The sequence below is a fragment of the Burkholderia humptydooensis genome, assembly GCF_001513745.1.
In the GTDB taxonomy this organism is placed as follows: Bacteria; Pseudomonadota; Gammaproteobacteria; order Burkholderiales; family Burkholderiaceae; genus Burkholderia; species Burkholderia humptydooensis.
In genome coordinates this window covers 2,942,722-2,966,449 of the sequence record NZ_CP013380.1, presented here as the reverse complement: position 1 = coordinate 2,966,449, position 23,728 = coordinate 2,942,722, and the positions used below count along the sequence as shown (strand labels likewise).

Sequence of the window (23,728 nt, the reverse complement as noted above, 5' to 3'; positions counted from 1 at the left end):
CCGTGCGTTCCTCTTCTTGATGCGTTGGCGTTAGTGAGTGTGCGAAAGGTATGCGTTGAACCCGTGGTCGAGGTACGCGGTGAGAGGCAGGTTGTCGCTCAGCATCGCGGCGTCGATGTCCGCGAGCTCCGCCGTGCGCTGCATGTCTTCCCAGTACGCGATGCCGATGAGCCCCGCGAGCAGCAGCGCGAGCGGCCACGCGCGCGCGAGCCGGCGCGCGAGCGACTTGCGCGGCTCGCCGGGCGGGCGCAGCTCGAGCGTGCCGGCGCTGCCGGCGAGCGCCGGCACGAGCACGACCGCGGCGTCGGGCTTCTTGCGCGCGAGCGCGGCGCGGCGCGCGGCGGCGAGCCGATCCGTCGTCGCGGCAGGCAGCGAGGCCGCGCGCTCGTCGAGCGCGCGACGCACCTTGAGGGCGAAATCGAGTTCTTCTTTCGTTGCGGGAGCGGAGCTCATAGCGTGATTCCTTTGGCCTTGAGCGCCAACGCCAATGTGTGAGTGGCCCGGGAGCAGTGCGTCTTGACGCTGCCTTCCGAACACCCCATGGCGGCGGCTGTCTCGGCGACATCCATATCCTCCCAATAACGCATCAGGAAGGCTTCCCGTTGACGCGCCGGAAGTTTCTGGATTTCGTCGTCGATGAGGGCGAGCACCTGCTCGCGCTCGAGCCGCGTCTCGCCGCTCTCGACGCCGTCGCCCTCCGCCGACTCGAGCGTCTCCAGCGGGTCGAACTCGTCGTCGTCGGTGTTGTTCAGCGACGAGAACAGGCTGACCCAGGTGTTGCGCACTTTTTGTCTGCGGAAATGGTCGTGGATCGCGTTCTGAAGTATCCGTTGAAAAAGCAGCGGCAATTCGGCGGCCGGGCGGTCGCCGTATTTCTCCGCGAGCCGAATCATCGCGTCCTGCACGATGTCGAGCGACGCGTCGTCGTCGCGCACCGTGTACGCAGCCTGCTTGAACGCGCGCCTTTCGACGCCCGCCAGAAAGTCCGCGAGTTCCTTGTCTGATGCCATTCCGTAAAGGTCTGCGCTGCGTTCTTGCGGCGTGAAAAGATCGGAAAAAATTCGTAAAACTCGCGGATGCTAACAAATTTTCGCGGCGAACGGCATCCAGTTCGGGCGGTTGGGCCGCCGGAAGGGGCGTGCGCGGCGGTTTGCCGCCGCCGCCGGCCGGGCGTTCGCCGCCGCTACTCGCAGGCGATTGATGCGCCGCGGGATTTTCCGCTTGACCGCCCGCCGGCGAGCCGCTATCGTTGCCAGTTCGCAACATGAGTGATGGTCACATTTGAGGCTGGCCCATGAAGCCCGCCTTTCAACTGGACGCGCCGCTTGAACCCGAGCCACAAGCCCGGCAGAGAGCACCCGATCAATTTTTTGCCGAAAATTCGAAAGGTCCAAGATGAACATGCCCAGCGCGGAATTCTCCACGTCGGAATCCCTTTCCCCTCAGAAAACCGGCTCCATCGGCGCCACCGTGCTCATGAAGGCACTGGCCGACGAGAACGTCGAATTCATCTGGGGCTATCCTGGCGGCTCGGTCCTCTACATCTACGACGAGCTGTACAAGCAAGACAAGATTCAACACGTGCTCGTGCGCCACGAGCAGGCCGCCGTGCACGCCGCGGACGGGTACTCGCGCTCGACGGGCAAGGTCGGCGTGTGCCTCGTCACGTCCGGCCCGGGCGTGACGAACGCGGTGACGGGCATCGCCACCGCCTACATGGATTCGATCCCGCTCGTCGTGATCAGCGGCCAGGTGCCGACCGCGGCGATCGGCCAGGACGCGTTCCAGGAGTGCGACACCGTCGGCATCACGCGGCCGTGCGTGAAGCACAACTTCCTCGTGAAGGACGTGCGCGAGCTCGCGGAAACCGTCAAGAAGGCGTTCTACATCGCGCGCACCGGGCGCCCGGGTCCCGTCCTCATCGACATCCCGAAGGACATCTCGAAGACGCCGTGCGAGTACGAGCCCGTCAAGAGCGTGTCGCTGCGCTCGTACAACCCGGTCACGAAAGGCCACTCGGGGCAGATCCGCAAGGCGGTGTCGTCGCTGCTGTCCGCGAAGCGTCCGTACATCTACACGGGCGGCGGCATCATCCTCGCCGACGCGGCGCGCGAACTGAACCAGTTCGCGGACCTGCTCGGCTATCCGGTCACGAACACGCTGATGGGCCTCGGCGGCTATCGCGCGTCGGACAAGAAATTCCTCGGCATGCTCGGCATGCACGGCACCTACGAAGCCAACATGGCGATGCAGCACTGCGACGTGCTGATCGCGATCGGCGCGCGCTTCGACGACCGCGTGATCGGCGATCCGGGCCACTTCGCGTCGCGTCCGCGCAAGATCATCCATATCGACATCGACCCGTCGTCGATTTCGAAGCGCGTGAAGGTCGACATCCCGATCGTCGGCGACGTGAAGGAAGTGCTGAAGGAGCTGATCGAGCAACTGCAGACGGCCGAGCACGGCCCGGACACCGAGGCGCTCGCGCAATGGTGGAAGGACATCGAGAGCTGGCGCGAGAAGGATTGCCTGAAATACGACCGCAAGAGCGAGATCATCAAGCCGCAATACGTCGTCGAGAAGCTCTGGGAGCTCACCGACGGCAACGCGTTCGTCTGCTCGGACGTCGGCCAGCATCAGATGTGGGCCGCGCAGTTCTACCGTTTCAACAAGCCGCGCCGCTGGATCAATTCGGGCGGCCTCGGCACGATGGGCTTCGGCCTGCCCGCCGCGATGGGCGTCAAGATGGCGCACCCGGACGACGAAGTCGTCTGCATCACGGGCGAAGGCTCGATCCAGATGTGCATCCAGGAGCTGTCGACCTGCAAGCAGTACGACACCCCGGTGAAGATCATTTCGCTGAACAACCGCTATCTCGGCATGGTCCGCCAGTGGCAGCAGATCGAATACAGCAAGCGCTATTCGCATTCGTACATGGATGCGCTGCCGGATTTCGTGAAGCTCGCGCAGGCGTACGGCCACGTCGGGATGCGCATCGAAAAATCCGCGGACGTCGAGCCGGCGCTCAAGGAAGCGCTGCGCCTGAAGGACCGCACCGTGTTTCTCGACTTCCAGACCGACCCGACCGAGAACGTCTGGCCGATGGTCCAGGCCGGCAAGGGCATCACCGAGATGCTGCTCGGATCGGAAGATCTGTAACGGCGCGAGGCGCCCGAGGCCGCGGGTGGCCGCCTTCACGAAGGGCGGCGCGGCACGCGGCGGGCGCTGCGCGATACGCAACGACACGGGATATTTCTGGAAGAAGCGAACATGAGACACATCATTTCCGTCCTGCTGGAAAACGAACCGGGCGCGCTGTCGCGCGTCGTCGGTCTGTTCTCGGCACGCGGCTACAACATCGAAACCTTGACGGTGGCGCCGACCGAAGACCAGTCGCTGTCGCGCCTGACCATCGTCTCCATCGGCTCCGACGACGTGATCGAACAGATCACGAAGCATCTGAACCGCCTGATCGAGGTGGTGAAAGTGGTGGACCTGACCGACGGTGCACACATCGAGCGGGAGCTGATGCTCATCAAGGTGAGGGCAGTGGGCAAGGAGCGCGAAGAAATGAAGCGGATGGCGGATATTTTCCGCGGCCGCATCATCGACGTGACCGAGAAGACCTACACGATCGAATTGACGGGTGCGAGCGACAAGCTCGACGCATTCATTCAGGCGCTGGACGCGGGCTCGATTCTCGAAACCGTGCGCACCGGCAGCTCGGGCATCGGTCGCGGCGAGCGCATTCTGAAGGTCTGACGCCGCCGCGACGAACGCGCCGGGTGCGCCGTCAGAGCCCGGCCTCACTTACGAATTTCACTGAATCAGCGAAGGAACAATCATGAAAGTTTTCTACGACAAGGACGCCGACCTCTCCCTCATCAAGGGCAAACAGGTGACGATCATCGGTTACGGCTCGCAAGGCCATGCGCACGCACTGAACCTGAAGGACAGCGGCGTGAACGTGACGGTCGGTCTGCGTCGCGGCGGCGCGTCGTGGAGCAAGGCCGAGAACGCCGGCCTCGCGGTCAAGGAAGTCGCCGAAGCCGTGAAGGGCGCGGACGTCGTGATGATGCTGCTGCCCGACGAGCAGATCGCCGCCGTCTACGCGCAGGAAGTGCACGCGAACATCAAGGAAGGCGCGACGCTCGCGTTCGCCCACGGCTTCAACGTCCACTACGGCCAGGTGATCCCGCGCGCGGATCTCGACGTGATCATGGTCGCGCCGAAGGCGCCGGGCCACACGGTGCGCGGCACGTACGCACAGGGCGGCGGCGTGCCGCACCTGATTGCGGTCGCGCAGGACAAGTCGGGCGCGGCGCGCGACATCGCGCTGTCGTACGCGGCGGCCAACGGCGGCGGCCGTGCCGGCATCATCGAAACGAACTTCCGCGAGGAGACGGAAACCGACCTGTTCGGCGAGCAGGCCGTGCTGTGCGGCGGCACCGTCGAGCTCATCAAGGCCGGTTTCGAGACGCTCGTCGAAGCGGGCTACGCGCCGGAAATGGCGTACTTCGAGTGCCTGCACGAGCTGAAGCTGATCGTCGACCTGATCTATGAAGGCGGCATCGCGAACATGAACTACTCGATCTCGAACAACGCCGAATACGGCGAGTACGTGACGGGCCCGCGCGTCGTCACCGAAGAGACGAAGAAGGCGATGAAGCAGTGCCTGACCGATATCCAGACGGGCGAATACGCGAAGAGCTTCATCCTCGAGAACAAGGCGGGCGCGCCGACGCTGCAGTCGCGCCGCCGCCTGACGGCCGAGCACCAGATCGAGCAGGTCGGCGCGAAGCTGCGCGCGATGATGCCGTGGATCGCGAAGAACAAGCTCGTCGACCAGTCGAAGAACTAAGCTGCGCATCGATATCCGGCCCTCGAATCGAGGGCCGGCGTCAAAAAGCCGCCCGAAGGCACCGGAGCCGAGGGCGGCTTTTGCTATCCTACGGGCTTTGCAATTCATCGAAGAACGAACCATGAACTATCCTCATCCGATCATCGCGCGCGAAGGCTGGCCGTTCATCGCGATCGCGGCCGTCGTCGCGCTGTTGATCCACGCCGTCGGCGGGTTCGGCCTCGCGTGGCCGTTCTGGCTGCTGCTCGTCTTCGTGGTCCAGTTCTTCCGCGATCCGCCGCGCGCGATTCCGACGCAGGCGAACGCGGTGCTGTGCCCGGCAGACGGGCGCATCGTCGCGGTCGAAATGGCGCACGATCCGTACGCGAATCGCGAAGCGCTGAAGATCAGCGTGTTCATGAACGTGTTCAATGTGCACTCGCAGCGCTCGCCCGTCGACGGCGCGGTGCAGAAGGTCGAATATTTCCCTGGCGCGTTCCTGAACGCCGCGCTCGACAAGGCGTCGGCCGAGAACGAGCGCAACGCGGTCGTGATCCAGACGGGCTCGGGCCACACCGTGACGGCCGTGCAGATCGCGGGCCTCGTCGCGCGCCGGATCCTCTGCTACGTGCGCGCGGGCGAGCCGCTGTCGCGCGGCCAGCGCTATGGTTTCATCCGCTTCGGCTCGCGCGTCGACGTGTATCTGCCGAAGGGCAGCCGGGCGCGCGTGTCGATCGGCGAGAAGGTGTCCGCATCGTCGACGATCCTCGCCGAACTGCCCGAACAACAGTAATCGGGAAGACGTATCGATGGCCGCATTCAAACCGCGCCGGCCGCGCAACGGCAATGCCTCGTGGCCGCGGTCGTTTCGTCACAACAAATCGGTCGCGCAGGACGTCGCGCCGGTCGAGAGCCGGCGCGCCGCGCGCCAGCAGTTTTTGAGGACGCGCGGCATCTATCTGCTGCCGAACGCGTTCACGACGGCCGCGCTCTTCTGCGGCTTCTTCGCCGTCGTGCAGGCGATGAACGTGCGCTTCGAGACCGCCGCGATCGCGATATTCGCCGCGATGGTGCTCGACGGGATGGACGGCCGCGTCGCGCGCATGACGCACACGCAGAGCGCGTTCGGCGAGCAGTTCGACAGCCTGTCGGACATGGTGTCGTTCGGCGTCGCGCCCGCGCTCGTGATGTACGAGTGGGTGCTGAAGGATCTGGGGCGCTGGGGCTGGCTCGCCGCGTTCGTCTACTGCTCGGGCGCCGCGCTGCGGCTCGCGCGCTTCAACACGAACATCGGCGTCGTCGACAAGCGCTTCTTCCAGGGGCTGCCGAGCCCGGCCGCCGCGGCGCTGATCGCGGGCTTCGTGTGGCTCGCGACGGACAACCGCGTGCCGATGAAGCTCGGCTGGCTGCCGTGGGTCGCATTCGTGCTGACGATCTACGCGGGCGTGACGATGGTGTCGAACGCGCCGTTCTACAGCGGCAAGGCGCTTGACGTCAGGCACCGGGTGCCGTTCGCGGCGATCCTGCTCGTCGTCGTCGCGTTCGTGCTCGTGTCGTCCGATCCGCCGTTGATGCTGTTCGGCCTCTTTGTGCTGTACGGGCTGTCCGGCTACGTGTTCTGGGCCTATATGGCGGTGCGCGGCCGCGCGAATCCGGCGCGCTCGTCGCAGCGCGAGCACTGACGGGCGCTCCCGGCCGGAACGGCGCCGGGAGTCGCGTCCGGATCTCGCCGGACGTCCCGAGAACGGCGGCCCGCAAGGCCGCCGTTTTTCTTGCCCGCCCGCCGCGCGGGGCGCCGTTCCGGCCCTCGATAAAAGCGCCGATTGCGCGCGGCCGGGAATGCCGCTATATTCGTCGGCATGACCGCATTTTCCCGCCTCTTCCTTCTTCTAGCCGGTGCGCCGCTACGCGCGCTAGCCTTGGCGCGCCTGCCGCGCTGACCGTTTTCGCCCTCCGTCGAGCTTCGTCTGTTGTCTAGCGTCGCCTGCGGTGGCGCGAGCTTCATCACGTGTGTTTCCCCATTCGACACCTGGAGTCCCCATGACAGACAAGCTGATCATTTTCGACACGACGTTGCGCGACGGCGAGCAATCGCCCGGTGCGTCGATGACGAAGGAAGAGAAAATCCGCATCGCGAAGCACCTCGAGCGCATGAGGGTCGACGTGATCGAAGCCGGCTTCGCGGCCAGCTCGAACGGCGATTTCGACGCGATCCATGCGATCGCGTCGCAAGTGAAGGACAGCACGATCTGCTCGCTCGCGCGCGCGAACGACAAGGACATCCAGCGCGCGGCGGATGCGCTCAAGCCCGCGAACAGCTTCCGGATCCACACGTTCATCGCGACGTCGCCGCTGCACATGGAGAAGAAGCTGCGGATGACGCCGGACCAGGTGTACGAGCAGGCGCGCCTCGCGGTGCGCTTCGCGCGCAAGTTCACCGACAACATCGAATTCTCGCCGGAAGACGGCAGCCGCTCGGACATGGATTTCCTCTGCCGCGTGCTCGAGGCTGTGATCGCCGAGGGCGCGACGACGATCAACATCGCGGACACCGTCGGCTACGGCGTGCCGGAACTGTACGGCAACCTCGTGAAGACGCTGCGCGAGCGCATCCCGAATTCGGACAAGGCGATCTTCTCGGTGCACTGCCACAACGATCTGGGGATGGCGGTCGCGAACTCGCTCGCCGGCGTGAAGATCGGCGGCGCGCGCCAGGTCGAGTGCACGATCAACGGCCTCGGCGAGCGCGCGGGCAACACGTCGCTCGAGGAAATCGTGATGGCCGTGAAGACCCGCAAGGACTACTTCGGCCTCGATCTCGGCATCGACACGACGCAGATCGTGCCGGCGTCGAAGCTCGTGTCGCAGATCACGGGCTTCGTCGTGCAGCCGAACAAGGCGGTGGTCGGCGCGAACGCGTTCGCGCACGCGTCGGGCATCCACCAGGACGGCGTGCTGAAGGCGCGCGACACGTACGAGATCATGCGCGCGGAAGATGTCGGCTGGACCGCGAACAAGATCGTGCTCGGCAAGCTGTCGGGGCGCAACGCGTTCAAGCAGCGCCTGCAGGAGCTCGGCGTGTCGCTCGACAGCGAAGCCGAGCTGAACGCGGCGTTCGCGCGCTTCAAGGATCTCGCCGACCGCAAGGCCGAGATCTTCGACGAGGACATCATCGCGATCGTCACCGAAGAGGAATCGGCGCTCGCGCAGGAGCACGAGCACTACAAGTTCGTGTCGCTCGCGCAGCGCTCGGAGACGGGCGAGCGGCCGCAGGCGAAGGTCGTGTTCGCCGTCGACGGCGATGAGGTGGCGGGCGAGGCGAGCGGCAACGGTCCCGTCGACGCGACGTTCAACGCGATCGAGACCGAGGTCGGCAGCGGCGCCGAGCTGCTGCTGTATTCGGTCAACGCGATCACGACGGGCACGCAGGCGCAGGGCGAGGTGACGGTGCGTCTGTCGAAGAGCGGGCGGATCGTCAACGGCGTCGGCACCGATCCGGACATCGTCGCCGCGTCGGCGAAGGCGTATATCGCCGCGCTCAACAAGCTGCACTCGAACGCAGACAAGCTGAATCCGCAACGCGCGTAGCGCATGTCGCGCCCTCGCGCCGGCTCATGTGCCTGCTGCGCCGCTTACTGCGCGGTCGGGCTGCGGAAGAACCAGCGCAAGCCCGCGCCGCGCACGTGATGAACCTGGCGCCGATAGTCGACCGTGATGTCGCGCCGCGGCGCTTCCGCGACGAACGCGTCGATCAGCTCGCGCACGTCGTGATCGATGTAGTCGGCGCGGGTCGCGTCGATGATGACGACCGCCCGATCCGGGATTTGCGCGAGATAGTGCTTGATCTGGACCTTGCCGAGAAACGATACGTCCTTGCGGAACGACAGCAGATAGTGGTCGTCGTGCTGCGCGAGCGTCGCCGGGCTGCGCAGGTTCGCGCATGCGACCGCGAACACCGAGCACGCGAGGCCGAGCGCGATGCCGGCGAGGAGGTCGATCGCGAGCACGCCCGCGATCGTCGCCGCGAACGGCAGGAACGCGCCCGGACCCTGCTTCGCGACCGACGTGAAGAGTCCCGGCTTCGCGAGCTTGAAGCCCGTGTGGATCAGGATCGCCGCCAGGCTCGCGAGCGGGATCAGGTTCAGGAGCCCGGTGAGCGCGAACACGCTGACGACGAGCATCACGCCGTGCACGATCGCCGACATCCGGCTCTGCGCGCCCGCATTCACGTTGACCGAGCTGCGCACGATCACCGACGTGATCGGCAGGCCGCCGATCACGCCCGAAATGAGATTGCCGACGCCTTGCGCCTTCAGCTCGCGATTCGGCTGCGACGGCCGGCGCTTCGGGTCGATCTGCTCGACCGCTTCGAGGCTCAAGAGCGTTTCGAGGCTTGCGATGACGGCAATCGTGATCGCGATGCGCCACACGTCCGGGCTCAGCAGGTACGCGAAGTTCGGGCCGAGGTCGACGGTCTTCAGCGCGTCGCCGAGCGCGGCGAGCGACGCGAGTTCGGGCAGCGCGACCCGGTGCTCGGCGGGCGGCGCGAAGTTCGGCGACACGAAGCCGAGCAGGACCGTGGCGCCGATGCCGAGAATCACGACGGCGAGCGGTGCGGGCACGACGCGCACGAACGTGAAGCGGCGCATCGCGCGCGTTTCCCAGACGGCGAGGAGCGCGAGCGACGCGAGCGCGATCGCGCCCGACGCGAACATCGCGTGACCCGGCGCATCGCCGTCGCCGGACAGGCCGAGCGCGAACGGCGCTTGCTTGACGATCAGCAGGATGCCGATCGCGGCGAGCATCCCTTTGATCACGGGCGACGGCACGTACGCGGCGAACCGGCCGGCCTTCAGCAGGCCGAAGCCGAACTGGATGACGCCCGACAGCAGCACGGCGAGCAGGAACGCCTGGAAGCTGCCGAGCTGCGCGATGCCGTCGACGACGATCACGACGAGGCCCGCCGCGGGGCCGCTGACGGACAGCGGCGAGCCGCTCAGCACGGCAACGACGAGGCCGCCGACGATGCCGGACACGAGGCCCGCGAACGGTTCGACGCCGGATGCGTTGGCGATTCCGAGGCAGAGCGGCAGCGCGACGAGGAACACGACGGTGCCGGCCACGAAATCGCGCGGAAACGTGGACAAGGAAGCGCGTAGAGTCTTCATAGTGAGCGGAGGAAAAACGGGTTGAGGCCGGGTGGCGGTGCCGCGGCGCCGGCCGGTCAGGCGGCCGCGGCTTCTGCGCGTTCGGCTCGCGGCGGCCGTTCGGGCGCCGCGTAGCCTGACGCCAGTTCCTTGAGGCGGCCGTCGGCGAGCGAGAAGATCCAGCCGTGCACGAGCGGGGCGGGATCGGTGCCGCGGATGATCGGCGAGCTGCGCAGCAGGCGGACCTGCTCGAGCACGTTGAGCTCGGCGAGCCGGTCGGCGGCCTCGTCGGGCGGCACGCCGTCGAGTTCCGCGCGATGGCGTGCGGCGAGCGCGCACAGCGGCGCGATACGGCGGTTCACGTGCGGCAGCTCGGGCGACGGAGGCAAGAGCGACGCGCGCACGCCGCCGCAGCCGTAGTGCCCGCAGACGATCACGTGATCGACCTTCAGCACCTTGACCGCGTACTCGAGCACGCTTGCGCAGTTGTCGTCGTCGGGCTGAAAGATGTTCGCGATGTTTCGGTGAACGAATAGTTCGCCTGGCGCACTCTGCGTGATGGCCTCCGCCGGCACGCGGCTGTCGGCGCAGCCGATCCACAGCACGCGCGGGTTCTGGCCGCGCGACAGCGCGTCGAAGAAGTCGGGCGAGCGCTCGGACGTCTCGCAGGCCCAGGCGATGTTGGCGACGAGCATGCTTTTCGGGCGATTCATTGAGGATTCCTTCCTATGCGTGCGATGGCGGCGACGCAAAGATGCATCGGCGCGGAACTGATTGCTTTCTAGATTGAAAGGTTGTTGCGAGTGATATTAGGGGTAACTCGTAATCGGAAGTTCAACTTGAAATATTTTGTTGCAATTTGTTTTCGGGGCTCGGACGATTGCACCAATCATGAATGTCGAGTTGCCGCAAAGGGTGCATGTCGCACCGAAATGGGCGTGAGATGCCCGTCCAGCAGGGCTGGCGGGGAGGGGTGGATGTTTTGTTCTTGATTTCGTCGACGCGGCGGAATGGATATTGGCGCGTCAGGAAAAATGACAAGAATTTTAAAAAGCTAATGAGAAAATGATAAAAAAGTCATTTGAGAATCCGTGCGCGCCAAATGACTTTCCGTAGACTTTCTGAAAGGATGCGCCGGTCGGGCGGCCGGCGGCGGGAGATCTCAGAACAGCGTGCGGCGATCAGGGTCGTGCAGCGGGTCGGGTGTCTTTTGCGTGAGCCGCAGGATGCCGTCGTCGTCGAAGTAGAAGCTGTAGAGCATGTACCAGACGTTGTCTTCGAGGTAGCGGTACGTCCACACTTCGCGCTTCATCAGCGGAAAGTACGACGTCTCGACAGGGCGGCCGAAGTTCACGAGCACGTCGGTCCTGGTCCACTTGCCGATCTCGGCGCGATAGAACTCGAGCGGCTGCAGCACCTGCCGCACGTTGACGATGCGGTCGTGGGCGTCGATGTCGGCGGCCGTCGTGACTTCGCCCATCGGCTGCGTCGGCCACATCAGGCGCTTGCCGCCGTTCGGCAGATCGTAGACTTCGCGCGGCGGCCCCATTCGGGCGACGATCGCCGACGAGTCATCACCGGCGCGAAATTGCTGCCACGGTTGCGCGCAGCCGGCGAGAAGCGCCGCCGCGCAAGCGAACAGAACCGGGAGACGAGCGAACATGCGTTTCTCCATGAGGCGGGAATGGCGACGTTTTATCACGGCGGGCGTTCGCGTGCGCGTGCCGGCCCGGAAAAGTTTGCGCCGCGGCGCCCGCGGGGCGGGGTGCTCCGGTGCGGTTCGGCGGACCCGGCGCCCGGTGCGGGCCGTGCATCGCAATCGCGAGCGGGCGGGGCGGGAACGGCAGACCCGATCGAATCGGCTGGCCGGCCGTCCGGGCGACCGATATCCGCGCCAGCACCCGTCATGCGACGTGTCCGCCGATGCGACCGCGCGCCGCGCGGCTTGCCCGTCCGGCGTGCGCTCGCCTATGATCCTGCGCTCGACGAACGGACTGCGCAGGAAACCACGCGATGTCTTCCTACTGGATGCGTTTTGCCGCCGCCGCTTCGGCGGCGCTATCCCTGACGATGCTGCCGTCGCTCGCGGCGGCCGGTGAGGCGCTCACTGCGGCGGCCGAGCCGATCCGGATCGCGCTTGTCGAGGGGATGTCGGGGCCGTTCGCGAACGCGGGCGCGGCGGTCGAGCGCAATCTGCGCTTCGGCGTCGAGCGCGTCAATGCGCAAGGCGGCGTGCGGCTGCGCGACGGCGCCCATCCGCTCGAGCTCGTCGTGCTCGACAGCAGGGGCGGCGTCGAGGACGCGCTCGTCCAGTTGCGCGCGGCGACCGACAAGGGGATCGGTTTCATCGCGCAGGGCAACGGCTCGGCCGTCGCGGCGGCGCTCGTGGCCGCGCTCGACAAGCACAACGCGCGCGACCCTGGGCGTCGCGCGCTGTTCCTCAACTATTCGGCCGACGATCCCGCGCTGACGGGCCGGGACTGCAGCTTCTGGCACTTCCGCTTCGACGCGCACGCAGGCATGCGAATGGACGCGCTCGCCGGCGTGCTCGCGCGCGACCGCGCGGTGGGGAAGGTCTACCTGCTCAATCAGGACTACAGCTTCGGGCACGACGTCAGCACGCTCGCGCGCGCCGCGCTGAAGGCGCGCCGGCCGGACATCGAGATCGTCGGCGACGAGTTCCATCCGATCGGGCGCGTGAAGGACTTCGCGCCGTATGTCGCGAAGATTCGCGCGAGCGGCGCGGACGCGGTCGTGACGGGCAACTGGGGCAACGATCTGACGCTGCTCGTGCGGGCGGCGCGCGAGCAGGGGCTCGCGACGAAGTTCTACACGTTCTACGGCAACAGTCTGGACGCGCCCGCCGCGCTCGGCGACGCGGGCGTGAAGCGCGTGCTCGCGGTCGCCGACTGGCATCCAAACGCGGGCGGCGCGCAGTCCGATGCGTTCTACCGGGCGTTCCGCGCGCGCTTTCCGGCGCCGCAGGACGATTATCCGGTGCGGCGGATGAGCGAGATGGTCGAGATGGTCGCGGCGGCGATGACGCGTGCGGGCTCGGCCGATCCGGTCGCGGTTGCGAAGGCGCTCGAAGGAATGCGATACGACGACGGATTCCATCCGGCGCAGATGCGCGCGGCCGATCACCAGTTGATCCAACCCCTTTACGTGATCGAGATGGATCGCGCCGGCGCGCCGGGCGTGCGTTTCGACAACGCGGGGTCGGGCTACGGGTTCCGGACGGTGCTCGAGCTGCCTCCCGCGCGGGACGCGGCGCCCGCCGCATGCCGCATGAAACGCCCGTGAAGGCGGGGTTCGCCGGCCGTGCGACTTGTGCTACAATGCGCGCCGGTTGCAAATCACGGCACGGCCTTTCTTCCGTGTCCGCCTGTTCAGTCGAAAGGAAATCAAATGTCTGTTGCTGATATCAAGAAGTCGGAAGTTGTTGCTCAGTTCGCGCGCGGCGCCAACGATACGGGCTCGCCCGAAGTGCAGGTCGCACTGCTGACGGCGCGCATCACGGAACTGACGGGTCACTTCAAGACCCACGCGAAGGACCACCACAGCCGCCGTGGCCTGCTGCGCATGGTGAGCCGCCGCCGCAAGCTGCTCGACTACCTCAAGGGCAAGGATGCCGACCGCTACCGCGCGCTGATCGAGAAGCTGGGTCTGCGCAAGTAATCGGGGCGTTGCTCGCCTCCAGCAAGATGCCTGTGTCAGTCTGCTGATACAGGCATTTTGTTTTTTCGCGGCATGCACGATGCTTGCCGCCGGGCTGTCGAAGCCCACAACCGGCCAGGCGCACAAGGGTTGAGCTTTGTGTCATTCCAGCGCGCTGTTCGCGTCCCGCACGACGCCGGGCGGCGAGCAAGGCGCTGGAATGGCATAAAAAACACACCTCTTCCCATGTGGCCCGGTCGCGCCATCGCCGCGCCGGCCTCGTCCGCGCACGGCGTTCGATAACGAACGAAAAGGAGCGACCATGTCTCTGTTCAATAAAGTCGTGAAGGAATTCCAATGGGGCCAGCACAAGGTGCGCCTCGAAACCGGCGAAATCGCGCGCCAGGCTAGCGGCGCCGTCGTCGTCGACATCGAGGACACCGTCGTCCTCGCGACCGTCGTCGGCGCGAAGTCGGCGAAGCCGGGCCAGGATTTCTTCCCGCTCACCGTCGACTACATCGAGAAGACCTACTCGGCCGGCAAGATCCCGGGCGGCTTCTTCCGCCGCGAGGGCCGTCCGTCGGAGCACGAGACGCTGACCTCGCGCCTCATCGACCGGCCGCTGCGCCCGCTCTTCCCGGAGGGCTTCTACAACGAAGTGCAGGTCGTGATTCACGTTCTGTCGGTGAACCCGGAAATTCCGGCCGACATCCCGGCGCTCATCGGCGCATCGGCTGCGCTCGCCGTGTCCGGCCTGCCGTTCAACGGCCCGGTCGGCGCCGCGCGCGTCGCGTACGTGAACAATGAATACGTGCTGAACCCGACGCGCGCGCAGATCAAGGCGTCGCGCCTCGACCTCGTCGTCGCGGGAACGGAGCGTGCGGTGCTGATGGTCGAATCCGAAGCGGATCAGTTGCCGGAAGACGTGATGCTCGGCGCGGTCGTGTTCGGCCACGAGCAGATGCAGACCGCGATCGACGCGATCCATGAGCTCGTGCGCGAAGGCGGCAAGCCCGAGTGGGACTGGCAGCCGGCGCCGAAGGACGAGGCGCTGAACGCGCGCGTGACCGAGCTCGCGCAGCCGGAACTGCTCGCCGCCTACCAGATCCGCGACAAGCAGGCGCGCTCGACGAAGCTGAAGGAAGTGTACGCGGCGACGTCGGCGAAGCTGGAAGAAGACGCGCTGGCGGCCGGCACGGTCGCGGCCGACAAGGCAACCGTCGGCAACATCCTGTTCGACCTCGAGGCGAAGATCGTCCGCGGCCAGATCCTGGGCGGCGAGCCGCGCATCGACGGCCGCGACACGCGCACCGTGCGTCCGATCGAGATCCGCACGGGCGTGCTGCCGCGCACCCACGGTTCGGCGCTGTTCACGCGCGGCGAGACGCAGGCGCTGGTGGTCGCGACGCTTGGCACGAAGGGCGACGAGCAGATCATCGACGCGCTCGAAGGCGAGTACCGCGACCGCTTCATGCTCCACTACAACATGCCCCCGTTCGCGACCGGCGAAACGGGCCGCGTCGGCTCGCCGAAGCGCCGCGAAATCGGCCACGGCCGGCTCGCGAAGCGCGCGCTCGTCGCGTGCCTGCCGAGCGCCGACGAATTCGGCTACTCGATCCGCGTCGTGTCGGAAATCACCGAGTCGAACGGTTCGTCGTCGATGGCGTCGGTGTGCGGCGGCTGCCTCGCGCTGATGGATGCCGGCGTGCCGATGAAGGCGCACGTCGCGGGCATCGCGATGGGTCTGATCCTCGAAGGCAACAAGTTCGCGGTGCTGACCGACATCCTTGGCGACGAAGATCACCTCGGCGACATGGACTTCAAGGTGGCGGGCACGGCGGAAGGCGTGACCGCGCTGCAGATGGACATCAAGATCCAGGGCATCACGAAGGAAATCATGCAGGTCGCGCTCGCGCAGGCGAAGGAAGGCCGCATGCATATCCTCGGCAAGATGAAGGAAGCGGTCGCGGGTGCGAACACGCAACTGTCCGAATTCGCGCCGCGCATGATCACGATCAAGATCAACCCGGAAAAGATCCGCGACGTGATCGGCAAGGGCGGTTCGGTGATTCGCGCGCTGACGGAAGAAACCGGCACGACGATCGACATTTCGGACGACGGCGTCGTGACGATCGCGAGCACGAACAGCGAAGGCATGGCCGAGGCGAAGAAGCGCATCGAGAACATCACGGCCGAGATCGAAGTCGGTCAGGTGTACGAAGGCACGGTGCTGAAGCTCCTCGATTTCGGCGCGATCGTGAACCTGCTGCCGGGCAAGGACGGTCTGCTGCACATCTCCGAGATCGTCAACGAGCGCGTGAAGGACATCAACGACTACCTGAAGGAAGGCCAGCAGGTGAAGGTCAAGGTGATCCAGACGGACGAGAAGGGGCGCGTGCGCCTGTCGGCGAAGGCGCTGCTGAACGAAGCGGCCGCCCAGACGGACACGCCGCCGCAGCAGTAAGCGGCAAGGCGACGGCCGGCAGCGCGAACGCGCGCCGGCCGTTTTTCACAGGATGGACCGGTTTGCGGGGTGCGGCATCGCACGCGCAAACCCGTCACGATCTTGGAGCGACGTGCATGAAAGCGATCGAAATCACCGAATTCGGCGCGCCGGACGTGCTGAAGCTGACGGAGCGGCCGCAGCCGGAGCCGAAGCGCGGCGAGGTGCTGATCAAGGTGGCGGCGTCCGGCGTCAACCGCCCGGACGTGTTCCAGCGAAAGGGCGCTTATGCGCCGCCTCCCGGCGCATCGGATCTGCCGGGTCTCGAGGTGGCGGGCGTGATCGTCGGCGGCGATCTGTCCGATCCCGCGGCGAACCCGTTCGGGCTGAAGCTCGGCGACCGCGTCTGCGCGCTGCTCGCGGGCGGCGGCTATGCGCAATACGTCGCGGCGCCGCTCGCGCAGTGTCTGCCGGCGCCGAAGGGGTTGACCGACGTCGAGGCCGCTTCGCTGCCCGAGACGTTCTTCACCGTCTGGAGCAACGTGTTCGATCGCGCGCAACTGGGCGCGGGCGAGGGCGGCGCGCAGGAAACGCTCCTCGTGCAGGGCGGCTCGAGCGGCATCGGCGTGGCGGCGATCCAGATCGCGCATGCACTCGGCTTTCGCGTGTTCGCGACTGCGGGCACGGACGACAAGTGCCGCGCCTGCGAAACGCTTGGCGCGGAGCGCGCGATCAACTACAAGACTGAGGATTTCGTCGAGGTCGTGAAGTCGCTCACGCACGATCGCGGCGTCGACGTGATTCTCGACATGGTCGCGGGCGCGTACGTGCCGCGCGAACTGACGGCGCTCGCGGACGGCGGGCGGCTCGTCGTGATCGCACTCCTCGGCGGCGCGAAGTCGGAAATCAACGTGGCCGAGATCCTGCGGCGGCGCCTCACGATCACGGGCTCGACGCTTCGGCCGCGCCCCGTCGAATTCAAGGCGCGCATCGCCGCGCAACTGAAGGCGCGCGTGTGGCCGCTCATCGAAGGCGGGCGCGTGAAGCCCGTCGTCTATCGCGCGCTGCCGGCCGCGCAGGCCGCTGACGCGCATGCGCTGATGGAAAGCAGCGAGCACGTCGGCAAGATCGTGCTCGATTGGGGTGCGAACGCTTGACATCGGTCGTTTGACCGGTTCTCTAGCGTCGCAGTAAAATCGCAGGTTCGCTTCGCCAGATGAACACGACGCCCGGCTTCGGCGCGTCCACGACGAGACATACGATGTCGAAACAAAGAATCAAGCGGGTGATCGGCAACTGGAAGATGCACGGTCGCCTGAGCGGCAACCAGGCATTGCTGAACGAAGTCGCGCAGGGCGCGCAAGCGGTGCGCGAGCACGTCGGCATCGGCGTGTGCGTGCCGTTCCCGTATCTCGCGCAGGCGCAGGCTCGGCTTCACGGCGGGCGTGTCGCGTGGGGCTCGCAGGACGTGTCCGCGCACGAGCAGGGCGCTTATACCGGCGAAGTCGCGGCCGGCATGGTCGCGGAGTTCGGCGCGGCCTATGCGATCATCGGGCACTCGGAGCGCCGCGCGTATCACGGCGAATCGAACGAGACGGTCGCGGCGAAGACGCAGCGCGCGCTCGCCGCGGGGCTGACGCCCGTCGTGTGCGTCGGCGAGACGCTCGCCGAGCGCGAAGCGGGCGCGACCGAGCAGGTCGTCGGCACGCAGCTCGACGCGGTGCTCGCGGTGCTGTCGTCGGACGAGGCGGCGCGCGTCGTCGTCGCGTACGAGCCCGTGTGGGCGATCGGCACGGGCAGGAGCGCGACGGCCGAACAGGCGCAGCAGGTGCATGCGTTCCTGCGCGGACGGCTCGCGGCGAAGGGCGCGGAGCACGTGTCGCTGTTGTATGGCGGCAGCGTGAAGGCCGACAATGCGGTCGAACTGTTCGGCCAGCCGGACATCGACGGCGGCCTGATCGGCGGTGCGTCGTTGAAGAGCGGGGATTTCCTGGCGATCTGCCGGGCAGCGCAGTAAGCGTTCGCGGGCCGCGCGCGAAGAACGAAGAATATCGGGGTGGCCGGCAGGTGCGCCGGTTGCCTGAAACCAAACAGGTGAATGTATGCCGTATCTGAAAGTCTTGATCATTGTGGTTCAATTATTGTCCGCGCTCGGCGTGATCGGCCTCGTGCTGCTGCAGCATGGCAAGGGCGCCGACATGGGCGCGGCGTTCGGCAGCGGCGCATCGGGCAGCCTCTTCGGCGCGACCGGCTCCGCGAACTTTCTGTCGCGCACGACGGCGGTTCTGGCGACGATCTTCTTCATCGCAACGCTCGCGCTGACCTACCTCGGCTCGTACAAGTCGGCGCCGTCGGTCGGCGTGCTCGGCGCAGCGCCCGTGCCCGCCGCGTCGGCGCCCGCCGCATCGCAGGCGCCTGCCGTATCCGCGCCGGCGGCCGTGTCGGCTGCGTCTGCGCCGGGTCAGGACGTGCCGAAATAAATTTAAAAAAAACGCGTTTGTGCGTTGAACAATTCAGGGAACCGGGTTAGAATTTTGTTCTTGAAGCGATTCGCGGGATACGAAGTTTCCTCCCGGGTTGCATGCAGTGCCGACGTGGTGAAATTGGTAGACACGCTATCTTGAGGGGGTAGTGGCGAAAGCTGTGCGAGTTCGAGTCTCGCCGTCGGCACCAAAGTTACTTAATGCCAGCCGCTTCGTGTGGCTGGCATTTTTCATTTCTGGGCTACCCTTGCGCTCAGCTTGGGTTCTCCGGTAGTCCGAAATGATCCTTTCCCCGGAACGGTGTTATTCTCCGGAACGCTCGGAACCAACCAATAGAGGATAGCCTTGAACCTCGCAGCCTATTACCCCGTCTTGTTGTTCCTCCTGGTGGGCACTGGTTTAGGTATAGCGCTGGTCAGCATCGGCAAGATCCTCGGTCCCAACAAGCCCGACAGCGAGAAGAACGCGCCCTACGAGTGCGGCTTCGAGGCGTTCGAGGACGCGCGCATGAAGTTCGATGTGCGCTACTACCTCGTTGCGATTCTGTTCATCATCTTCGATCTCGAAACCGCATTCCTGTTTCCGTGGGGCGTCGCCCTGCGCGAAATCGGCTGGCCCGGTTTCGTCGCAATGATGATTTTCCTGCTCGAATTCCTGCTCGGCTTTGCCTATATCTGGAAGAAGGGCGGCCTCGACTGGGAGTGACGGGCTAATCGCCGGTTTGCATGGGCGGCCACGCGTCGCCGCCTGTCTGGAGTGGAAAGCAAATGAGTATCGAAGGGGTCTTGAAGGAAGGGTTTGTCACCACCACGGCTGACAAGCTGATCAACTGGACGCGTACCGGCTCGCTATGGCCGATGACGTTCGGGCTCGCGTGCTGCGCAGTGGAAATGATGCATGCGGGCGCCGCCCGCTACGACCTCGACCGGTTCGGTGTCGTGTTCCGTCCGAGCCCGCGCCAGTCCGACGTGATGATCGTCGCGGGTACGCTCTGCAACAAGATGGCGCCCGCGCTGCGCCGCGTCTACGACCAGATGGCCGAGCCGCGCTGGGTGATCTCGATGGGGTCCTGCGCGAACGGCGGCGGCTACTACCACTACTCGTACTCGGTGGTTCGCGGCTGCGACCGGATCGTGCCCGTCGACGTCTACGTTCCCGGCTGCCCGCCGACCGCAGAGGCGCTCGTCTACGGCGTGATCCAGTTGCAGGCGAAGATCCGCCGCACGAGCACCATCGCCCGTCAATAAAGCATCGAGCACCCCACAACATGGCAAGCAAAATCGAGACCCTCAAGGCGAACCTCGAAGCCGCGCTCGGCGCGCGCGCGGTGAGCCTCGTCGAAGCGGTTGGCGAGCTCACGCTCGTCGTGAAGGCGAGTGATTACCTCGAAGTCGCGAAGCAACTGCGCGACGATCGCTCGCTCGGCTTCGAGCAGTTGATCGACCTCTGCGGCATCGACTATCAAACCTACGGCGACGGCGCCTACGACGGCCCGCGCTTTGCCGCCGTCCTGCACCTGCTGTCGGTCGCGAACAACTGGCGCCTGCGCGTGCGCGTGTTCGCGCCGGATGACGATCTGCCGATCGTGCCGTCGGTCGTCGACATCTGGAGCTCGGCGAACTGGTACGAGCGCGAAGCGTTCGACCTCTACGGCATCGTGTTCGAAGGCCACCCCGACCTGCGCCGCATCCTCACCGACTACGGCTTCATCGGTCACCCGTTCCGCAAGGATTTCCCGGTTTCCGGCTACGTCGAAATGCGTTACGACCCGGAAGAGAAGCGCGTCGTGTACCAGCCGGTGACGATCGAGCCGCGCGAAATCACGCCGCGCGTGATCCGCGAGGATCGCTATGGCGGTCTGAAACATTAAGGGGGCGTCATGGCTGAAATCAAGAACTACACGCTCAACTTCGGTCCGCAGCACCCCGCCGCGCACGGCGTGCTGCGCCTCGTGCTCGAGCTCGACGGCGAAGTGATCCAGCGCGCCGATCCGCACATCGGCCTCTTGCACCGCGCGACCGAGAAGCTCGCCGAGAACAAGACGTTCATCCAGTCCGTGCCGTACATGGACCGTCTCGACTACGTGTCGATGATGGTGAACGAGCACGGCTACGTGCTCGCGATCGAGAAACTGCTCGGCATCGACGTTCCGGAGCGCGCGCAGTACATCCGCGTGCTGTTCGACGAAATCACGCGCGTGCTGAACCATCTGATGTGGATCGGCGCGCACGCGCTCGACGTCGGCGCGATGGCGGTGTTCCTTTATGCGTTCCGCGAGCGCGAAGACCTGATGGACGTGTACGAGGCGGTGTCCGGCGCGCGCATGCACGCGGCGTATTACCGTCCGGGCGGCGTCTATCGCGATCTGCCGGAAGCGATGCCGCAATACAAGGCGTCGAAGATCCGCAATGAGCGTGCGCTCGCGAAGATGAACGAGGCGCGCTCGGGCTCGGTGCTCGATTTCATCGACGATTTCTTCACGCGCTTCCCGAAGTGCGTCGACGAATACGAAACGCTGCTGACCGACAACCGGATCTGGAAGCAGCGTCTCGTCGGCATCGGCGTCGTGTCGCCGGAGCGCGCGCTGCAACTCGGTCTGACGGGCCCGATGATCCGCGGCTCCGGCATCGCATGGGATCTGCGCAAGAAGCAGCCGTACGAAGTGTACGACCGCCTCGACTTCGACATCCCCGTCGGCGTGAACGGCGATTGCTACGACCGCTATCTGGTGCGCGTCGAGGAGATGCGCCAGTCGACGCGTATCGCGAAACAGTGTATTGAGTGGCTTCGCAAGAATCCCGGCCCCGTGATCACCGACAATCACAAGGTTGCGCCGCCGTCGCGTGTCGGCATGAAGACGAACATGGAGGATCTGATCCACCATTTCAAGCTCTTCACGGAAGGTTTTCACGTGCCCGAGGGCGAAACGTACGCCGCCGTCGAGCATCCGAAGGGCGAGTTCGGCATCTATCTGGTGTCGGACGGCGCGAACAAGCCGTACCGGCTCAAGATTCGCGCGCCGGGCTACGCCCATTTGTCCGCGCTCGACGAAATGGCGCGCGGGCACATGATCGCCGACGCCGTCACGATCATCGGGACGCAGGACATCGTGTTCGGCGAAATCGACCGCTGACGGTCGCGCCGCTCGCGGCCCGGCCGGGTGGCGAGCGGCGAGTCACACGCGGCGCGCATTCGAGCGCGCCGTCGCAACAAGCTGTCAACAGTGAGCGCCAGGTCTGCCGCATCGGTCATGCGGCAGGTTGTTCGTGCGGTAGGAATTGAAAGAGTCGTGTCTGAAAATGATCTCAGCTGAAGGCCTGAAAGAAATCGATCGAGCGATCGCGAAGTATCCCGCCGATCAGAAACAGTCCGCTGTGATGTCGGCGCTGGCCGTCGCTCAGGAAGAGCATGGCTGGCTGTCGCCCGAACTGATGCAGTTCGTCGCGGACTATCTCGGCATGCCGGCCATCGCGGTCCAGGAAGTCGCGACGTTCTACACAATGTACGAGCTCGCGCCCGTCGGCAAGCACAAGATCACGCTCTGCACGAACCTGCCGTGCCAGCTCGGGCCGCACGGCGGCGCCGAGGCGACGGCCGCCTATCTGAAGCAGAAGCTCGGCATCGATTTCGGCGAAACCACGCCGGACGGCAAGTTCACGCTGAAGGAAGGCGAGTGCTTCGGCGCGTGCGGCGATGCGCCGGTGCTGCTGCTCAACAACCATAAAATGTGCAGCCTCATGAGCCGCGAGAAGATCGACCAGCTGCTTGAGGAGCTCTCGAAATGACGTCCCTCCACGATCGTCACATCAAACCGCTGATCCTCGCCGGCCTCACCGGCGAGAACTGGCGTCTCGAAGATTACGTCGCGCGCGGCGGCTACAAGCAGTTGCGCCGCATCCTCGAAGAAAAGATTCCGCCCGAGCAGGTGATCGCCGACGTGAAGGCGTCGGGCTTGCGCGGCCGCGGCGGCGCGGGCTTTCCGACCGGCCTGAAGTGGAGCTTCATGCCGCGCCAGTTTCCGGGGCAGAAGTACCTCGTCTGCAATTCGGACGAGGGCGAGCCGGGCACGTTCAAGGATCGCGACATCCTGCGCTGGAACCCGCATGCGCTGATCGAAGGCATGGCGATCGGCGCGTACGCGATGGGCATCACCGTCGGCTACAACTACATTCATGGCGAGATCTTTGAAGTGTATCGCCGCTTCGAGGCGGCGCTCGACGAAGCGCGCCGCGCGGGCTTCCTCGGCGACAAGATCATGGGCTCGGACTTCTCGTTCCAGCTCCATGCGCACCACGGTTACGGCGCGTATATCTGCGGCGAGGAAACGGCGCTGCTCGAATCGCTCGAGGGCAAGAAGGGCCAGCCGCGCTTCAAGCCGCCGTTCCCGGCGAGCTTCGGCGTGTACGGCAAGCCGACTACGATCAACAACACCGAGACGTTCGCCGCGGTGCCGTTCCTGCTGGCCGTCGGCCCGCAGAACTACCTCGAGATGGGCAAGCCGAACAACGGCGGCACGAAGATCTTCTCGGTGTCGGGCGACGTCGAGCGCCCGGGCAACTACGAGATTCCGCTCGGCACGCCGTTCGCGACGCTGATGGAGCTCGCGGGCGGGGTGCGCGGCGGCAAGAAGATCAAGGCCGTGATTCCGGGCGGCTCGTCGGCGCCGGTGATCCCGGGCGACATCATGATGCAGACCGACATGGACTACGATTCGATCGCGAAGGCGGGCTCGATGCTCGGCTCCGGCGCGGTGATCGTGATGGACGAGACGCGCTGCATGGTGCGTTCGCTCCTGCGCCTGTCGTACTTCTATTACGAAGAGTCGTGCGGCCAGTGCACGCCGTGCCGCGAAGGCACGGGCTGGCTGTATCGCGTCGTGAACCGCATCGAGCACGGCGAGGGCCGCCAGGAAGACCTGGACCTGCTGAACTCGGTTGCGGAGAACATCATGGGCCGCACGATCTGCGCGCTCGGCGACGCGGCGGCGATGCCGGTGCGCGGGATGCTCAAGCACTACTGGGACGAATTCGCGTACCACGTCGAGCACAAGCACTGCATGGTCGGCGGCCACGCGCATGCGGCCGCGGCCTGACGGCGCAACCCGATTGCAGAATTCGAGCGCCCGGTCGAGCGGACGCGGGCGAGCGGTAATAGGTTA

Annotated in this window: 23 protein-coding genes and 1 tRNA gene; 19 read left to right on the top strand and 5 right to left on the bottom strand. The window is 65.7% G+C overall.

The window, feature by feature from the left end:
• Positions 1-30 precede the first annotated feature (30 nt).
• Complete coding sequence (locus tag AQ610_RS13210; protein ID WP_006025087.1) at positions 31-453, bottom strand: DUF3619 family protein; 423 nt, start codon at positions 451-453, stop codon at positions 31-33.
• A complete protein-coding gene (locus AQ610_RS13205; RefSeq protein WP_006025088.1) occupies positions 450-1,010 on the bottom strand; it encodes an RNA polymerase sigma factor in 561 nt (186 codons plus the stop codon). The genes AQ610_RS13210 and AQ610_RS13205 overlap by 4 nt, the downstream gene beginning before the upstream one ends.
• 385 nt (positions 1,011-1,395) lie before the next feature.
• On the opposite strand from AQ610_RS13205, the gene AQ610_RS13200 reads away from it, so the two are divergent.
• From AQ610_RS13200 to AQ610_RS13175, 6 genes are all read left to right on the top strand, one after another.
• Entirely contained in the window at positions 1,396-3,159 is a 1,764-nt protein-coding gene (locus tag AQ610_RS13200; protein WP_006025089.1) for an acetolactate synthase 3 catalytic subunit, read from the top strand.
• A 111-nt stretch (positions 3,160-3,270) separates the two neighbouring features.
• Positions 3,271-3,762, top strand: a complete 492-nt coding sequence (gene ilvN / locus AQ610_RS13195; protein ID WP_004186134.1) for an acetolactate synthase small subunit — start codon at positions 3,271-3,273, stop codon at positions 3,760-3,762.
• Between the two features lie 82 nt (positions 3,763-3,844).
• On the top strand, positions 3,845-4,861 hold the full coding sequence (gene ilvC / locus AQ610_RS13190) for a ketol-acid reductoisomerase (RefSeq protein ID WP_006025090.1): 1,017 nt from the start codon (positions 3,845-3,847) through the stop codon (positions 4,859-4,861).
• 121 nt (positions 4,862-4,982) lie between these two features.
• The gene (locus AQ610_RS13185; protein ID WP_006025091.1) at positions 4,983-5,633 is read left to right on the top strand and encodes a phosphatidylserine decarboxylase; all 651 of its coding nucleotides are present in this window, start codon (positions 4,983-4,985) and stop codon (positions 5,631-5,633) included.
• Positions 5,634-5,649: 16 nt separating this feature from the next.
• Positions 5,650-6,522, top strand: coding sequence for a CDP-diacylglycerol--serine O-phosphatidyltransferase (gene pssA, locus AQ610_RS13180; protein ID WP_006025092.1), 873 nt, complete (start codon positions 5,650-5,652; stop codon positions 6,520-6,522).
• 358 nt (positions 6,523-6,880) lie between these two features.
• On the top strand, positions 6,881-8,428 hold the full coding sequence (locus AQ610_RS13175) for a 2-isopropylmalate synthase (RefSeq protein WP_006025093.1): 1,548 nt from the start codon (positions 6,881-6,883) through the stop codon (positions 8,426-8,428).
• A gap of 44 nt (positions 8,429-8,472) precedes the next feature.
• Here the strand turns inward: AQ610_RS13175 and AQ610_RS13170 are convergent, their stop codons facing one another.
• The 3 genes from AQ610_RS13170 to AQ610_RS13160 form a co-directional block, all read right to left on the bottom strand.
• The gene (locus tag AQ610_RS13170; RefSeq protein ID WP_009911783.1) at positions 8,473-10,008 is read right to left on the bottom strand and encodes a SulP family inorganic anion transporter; all 1,536 of its coding nucleotides are present in this window, start codon (positions 10,006-10,008) and stop codon (positions 8,473-8,475) included.
• 56 nt (positions 10,009-10,064) lie between these two features.
• Positions 10,065-10,700, bottom strand: coding sequence for a carbonic anhydrase (locus AQ610_RS13165; protein WP_009911784.1), 636 nt, complete (start codon positions 10,698-10,700; stop codon positions 10,065-10,067).
• A gap of 449 nt (positions 10,701-11,149) precedes the next feature.
• The gene (locus AQ610_RS13160; RefSeq protein ID WP_009911785.1) at positions 11,150-11,650 is read right to left on the bottom strand and encodes a hypothetical protein; all 501 of its coding nucleotides are present in this window, start codon (positions 11,648-11,650) and stop codon (positions 11,150-11,152) included.
• Positions 11,651-12,000: 350 nt separating this feature from the next.
• Here AQ610_RS13160 and AQ610_RS13155 point away from each other — a divergent pair, with 350 nt between their 5' ends.
• The 13 genes from AQ610_RS13155 (at position 12,001) to nuoF (ending at position 23,662) form a co-directional block, all read left to right on the top strand.
• Entirely contained in the window at positions 12,001-13,290 is a 1,290-nt protein-coding gene (locus AQ610_RS13155) for a branched-chain amino acid ABC transporter substrate-binding protein (protein ID WP_009911788.1), read from the top strand.
• A gap of 105 nt (positions 13,291-13,395) precedes the next feature.
• Positions 13,396-13,665 (top strand): 30S ribosomal protein S15, encoded by a 270-nt coding sequence (gene rpsO / locus AQ610_RS13150; protein WP_004185828.1) that lies wholly within the window; start codon positions 13,396-13,398, stop codon positions 13,663-13,665.
• 301 nt (positions 13,666-13,966) lie between these two features.
• Entirely contained in the window at positions 13,967-16,108 is a 2,142-nt protein-coding gene (pnp, locus tag AQ610_RS13145; RefSeq protein WP_006025098.1) for a polyribonucleotide nucleotidyltransferase, read from the top strand.
• Between the two features lie 116 nt (positions 16,109-16,224).
• The gene (locus AQ610_RS13140) at positions 16,225-17,244 is read left to right on the top strand and encodes an NAD(P)H-quinone oxidoreductase (RefSeq protein WP_006025099.1); all 1,020 of its coding nucleotides are present in this window, start codon (positions 16,225-16,227) and stop codon (positions 17,242-17,244) included.
• A gap of 59 nt (positions 17,245-17,303) precedes the next feature.
• A complete protein-coding gene (tpiA, locus tag AQ610_RS13135) occupies positions 17,304-18,104 on the top strand; it encodes a triose-phosphate isomerase (protein ID WP_006025100.1) in 801 nt (266 codons plus the stop codon).
• A gap of 85 nt (positions 18,105-18,189) precedes the next feature.
• Positions 18,190-18,567 (top strand): preprotein translocase subunit SecG, encoded by a 378-nt coding sequence (secG, locus tag AQ610_RS13130; RefSeq protein WP_009911790.1) that lies wholly within the window; start codon positions 18,190-18,192, stop codon positions 18,565-18,567.
• 108 nt (positions 18,568-18,675) lie between these two features.
• Positions 18,676-18,760 (top strand) — tRNA-Leu (locus AQ610_RS13125).
• 155 nt (positions 18,761-18,915) lie between these two features.
• Entirely contained in the window at positions 18,916-19,275 is a 360-nt protein-coding gene (locus AQ610_RS13120; RefSeq protein ID WP_009911791.1) for an NADH-quinone oxidoreductase subunit A, read from the top strand.
• A gap of 62 nt (positions 19,276-19,337) precedes the next feature.
• Complete coding sequence (locus AQ610_RS13115; protein WP_004186402.1) at positions 19,338-19,817, top strand: NuoB/complex I 20 kDa subunit family protein; 480 nt, start codon at positions 19,338-19,340, stop codon at positions 19,815-19,817.
• A gap of 20 nt (positions 19,818-19,837) precedes the next feature.
• Positions 19,838-20,440 carry an NADH-quinone oxidoreductase subunit C gene (locus AQ610_RS13110; protein WP_006025104.1) on the top strand — a complete coding sequence of 201 codons (603 nt, stop codon included), beginning with the start codon at positions 19,838-19,840 and terminating at the stop codon, positions 20,438-20,440.
• A gap of 9 nt (positions 20,441-20,449) precedes the next feature.
• Positions 20,450-21,703, top strand: a complete 1,254-nt coding sequence (locus AQ610_RS13105; RefSeq protein WP_006025105.1) for an NADH-quinone oxidoreductase subunit D — start codon at positions 20,450-20,452, stop codon at positions 21,701-21,703.
• Positions 21,704-21,869: 166 nt separating this feature from the next.
• The gene (gene nuoE / locus AQ610_RS13100; RefSeq protein ID WP_006025106.1) at positions 21,870-22,355 is read left to right on the top strand and encodes an NADH-quinone oxidoreductase subunit NuoE; all 486 of its coding nucleotides are present in this window, start codon (positions 21,870-21,872) and stop codon (positions 22,353-22,355) included.
• Entirely contained in the window at positions 22,352-23,662 is a 1,311-nt protein-coding gene (gene nuoF, locus AQ610_RS13095; protein ID WP_006025107.1) for an NADH-quinone oxidoreductase subunit NuoF, read from the top strand. The genes nuoE and nuoF overlap by 4 nt, the downstream gene beginning before the upstream one ends.
• Positions 23,663-23,728: the final 66 nt, after the last annotated feature.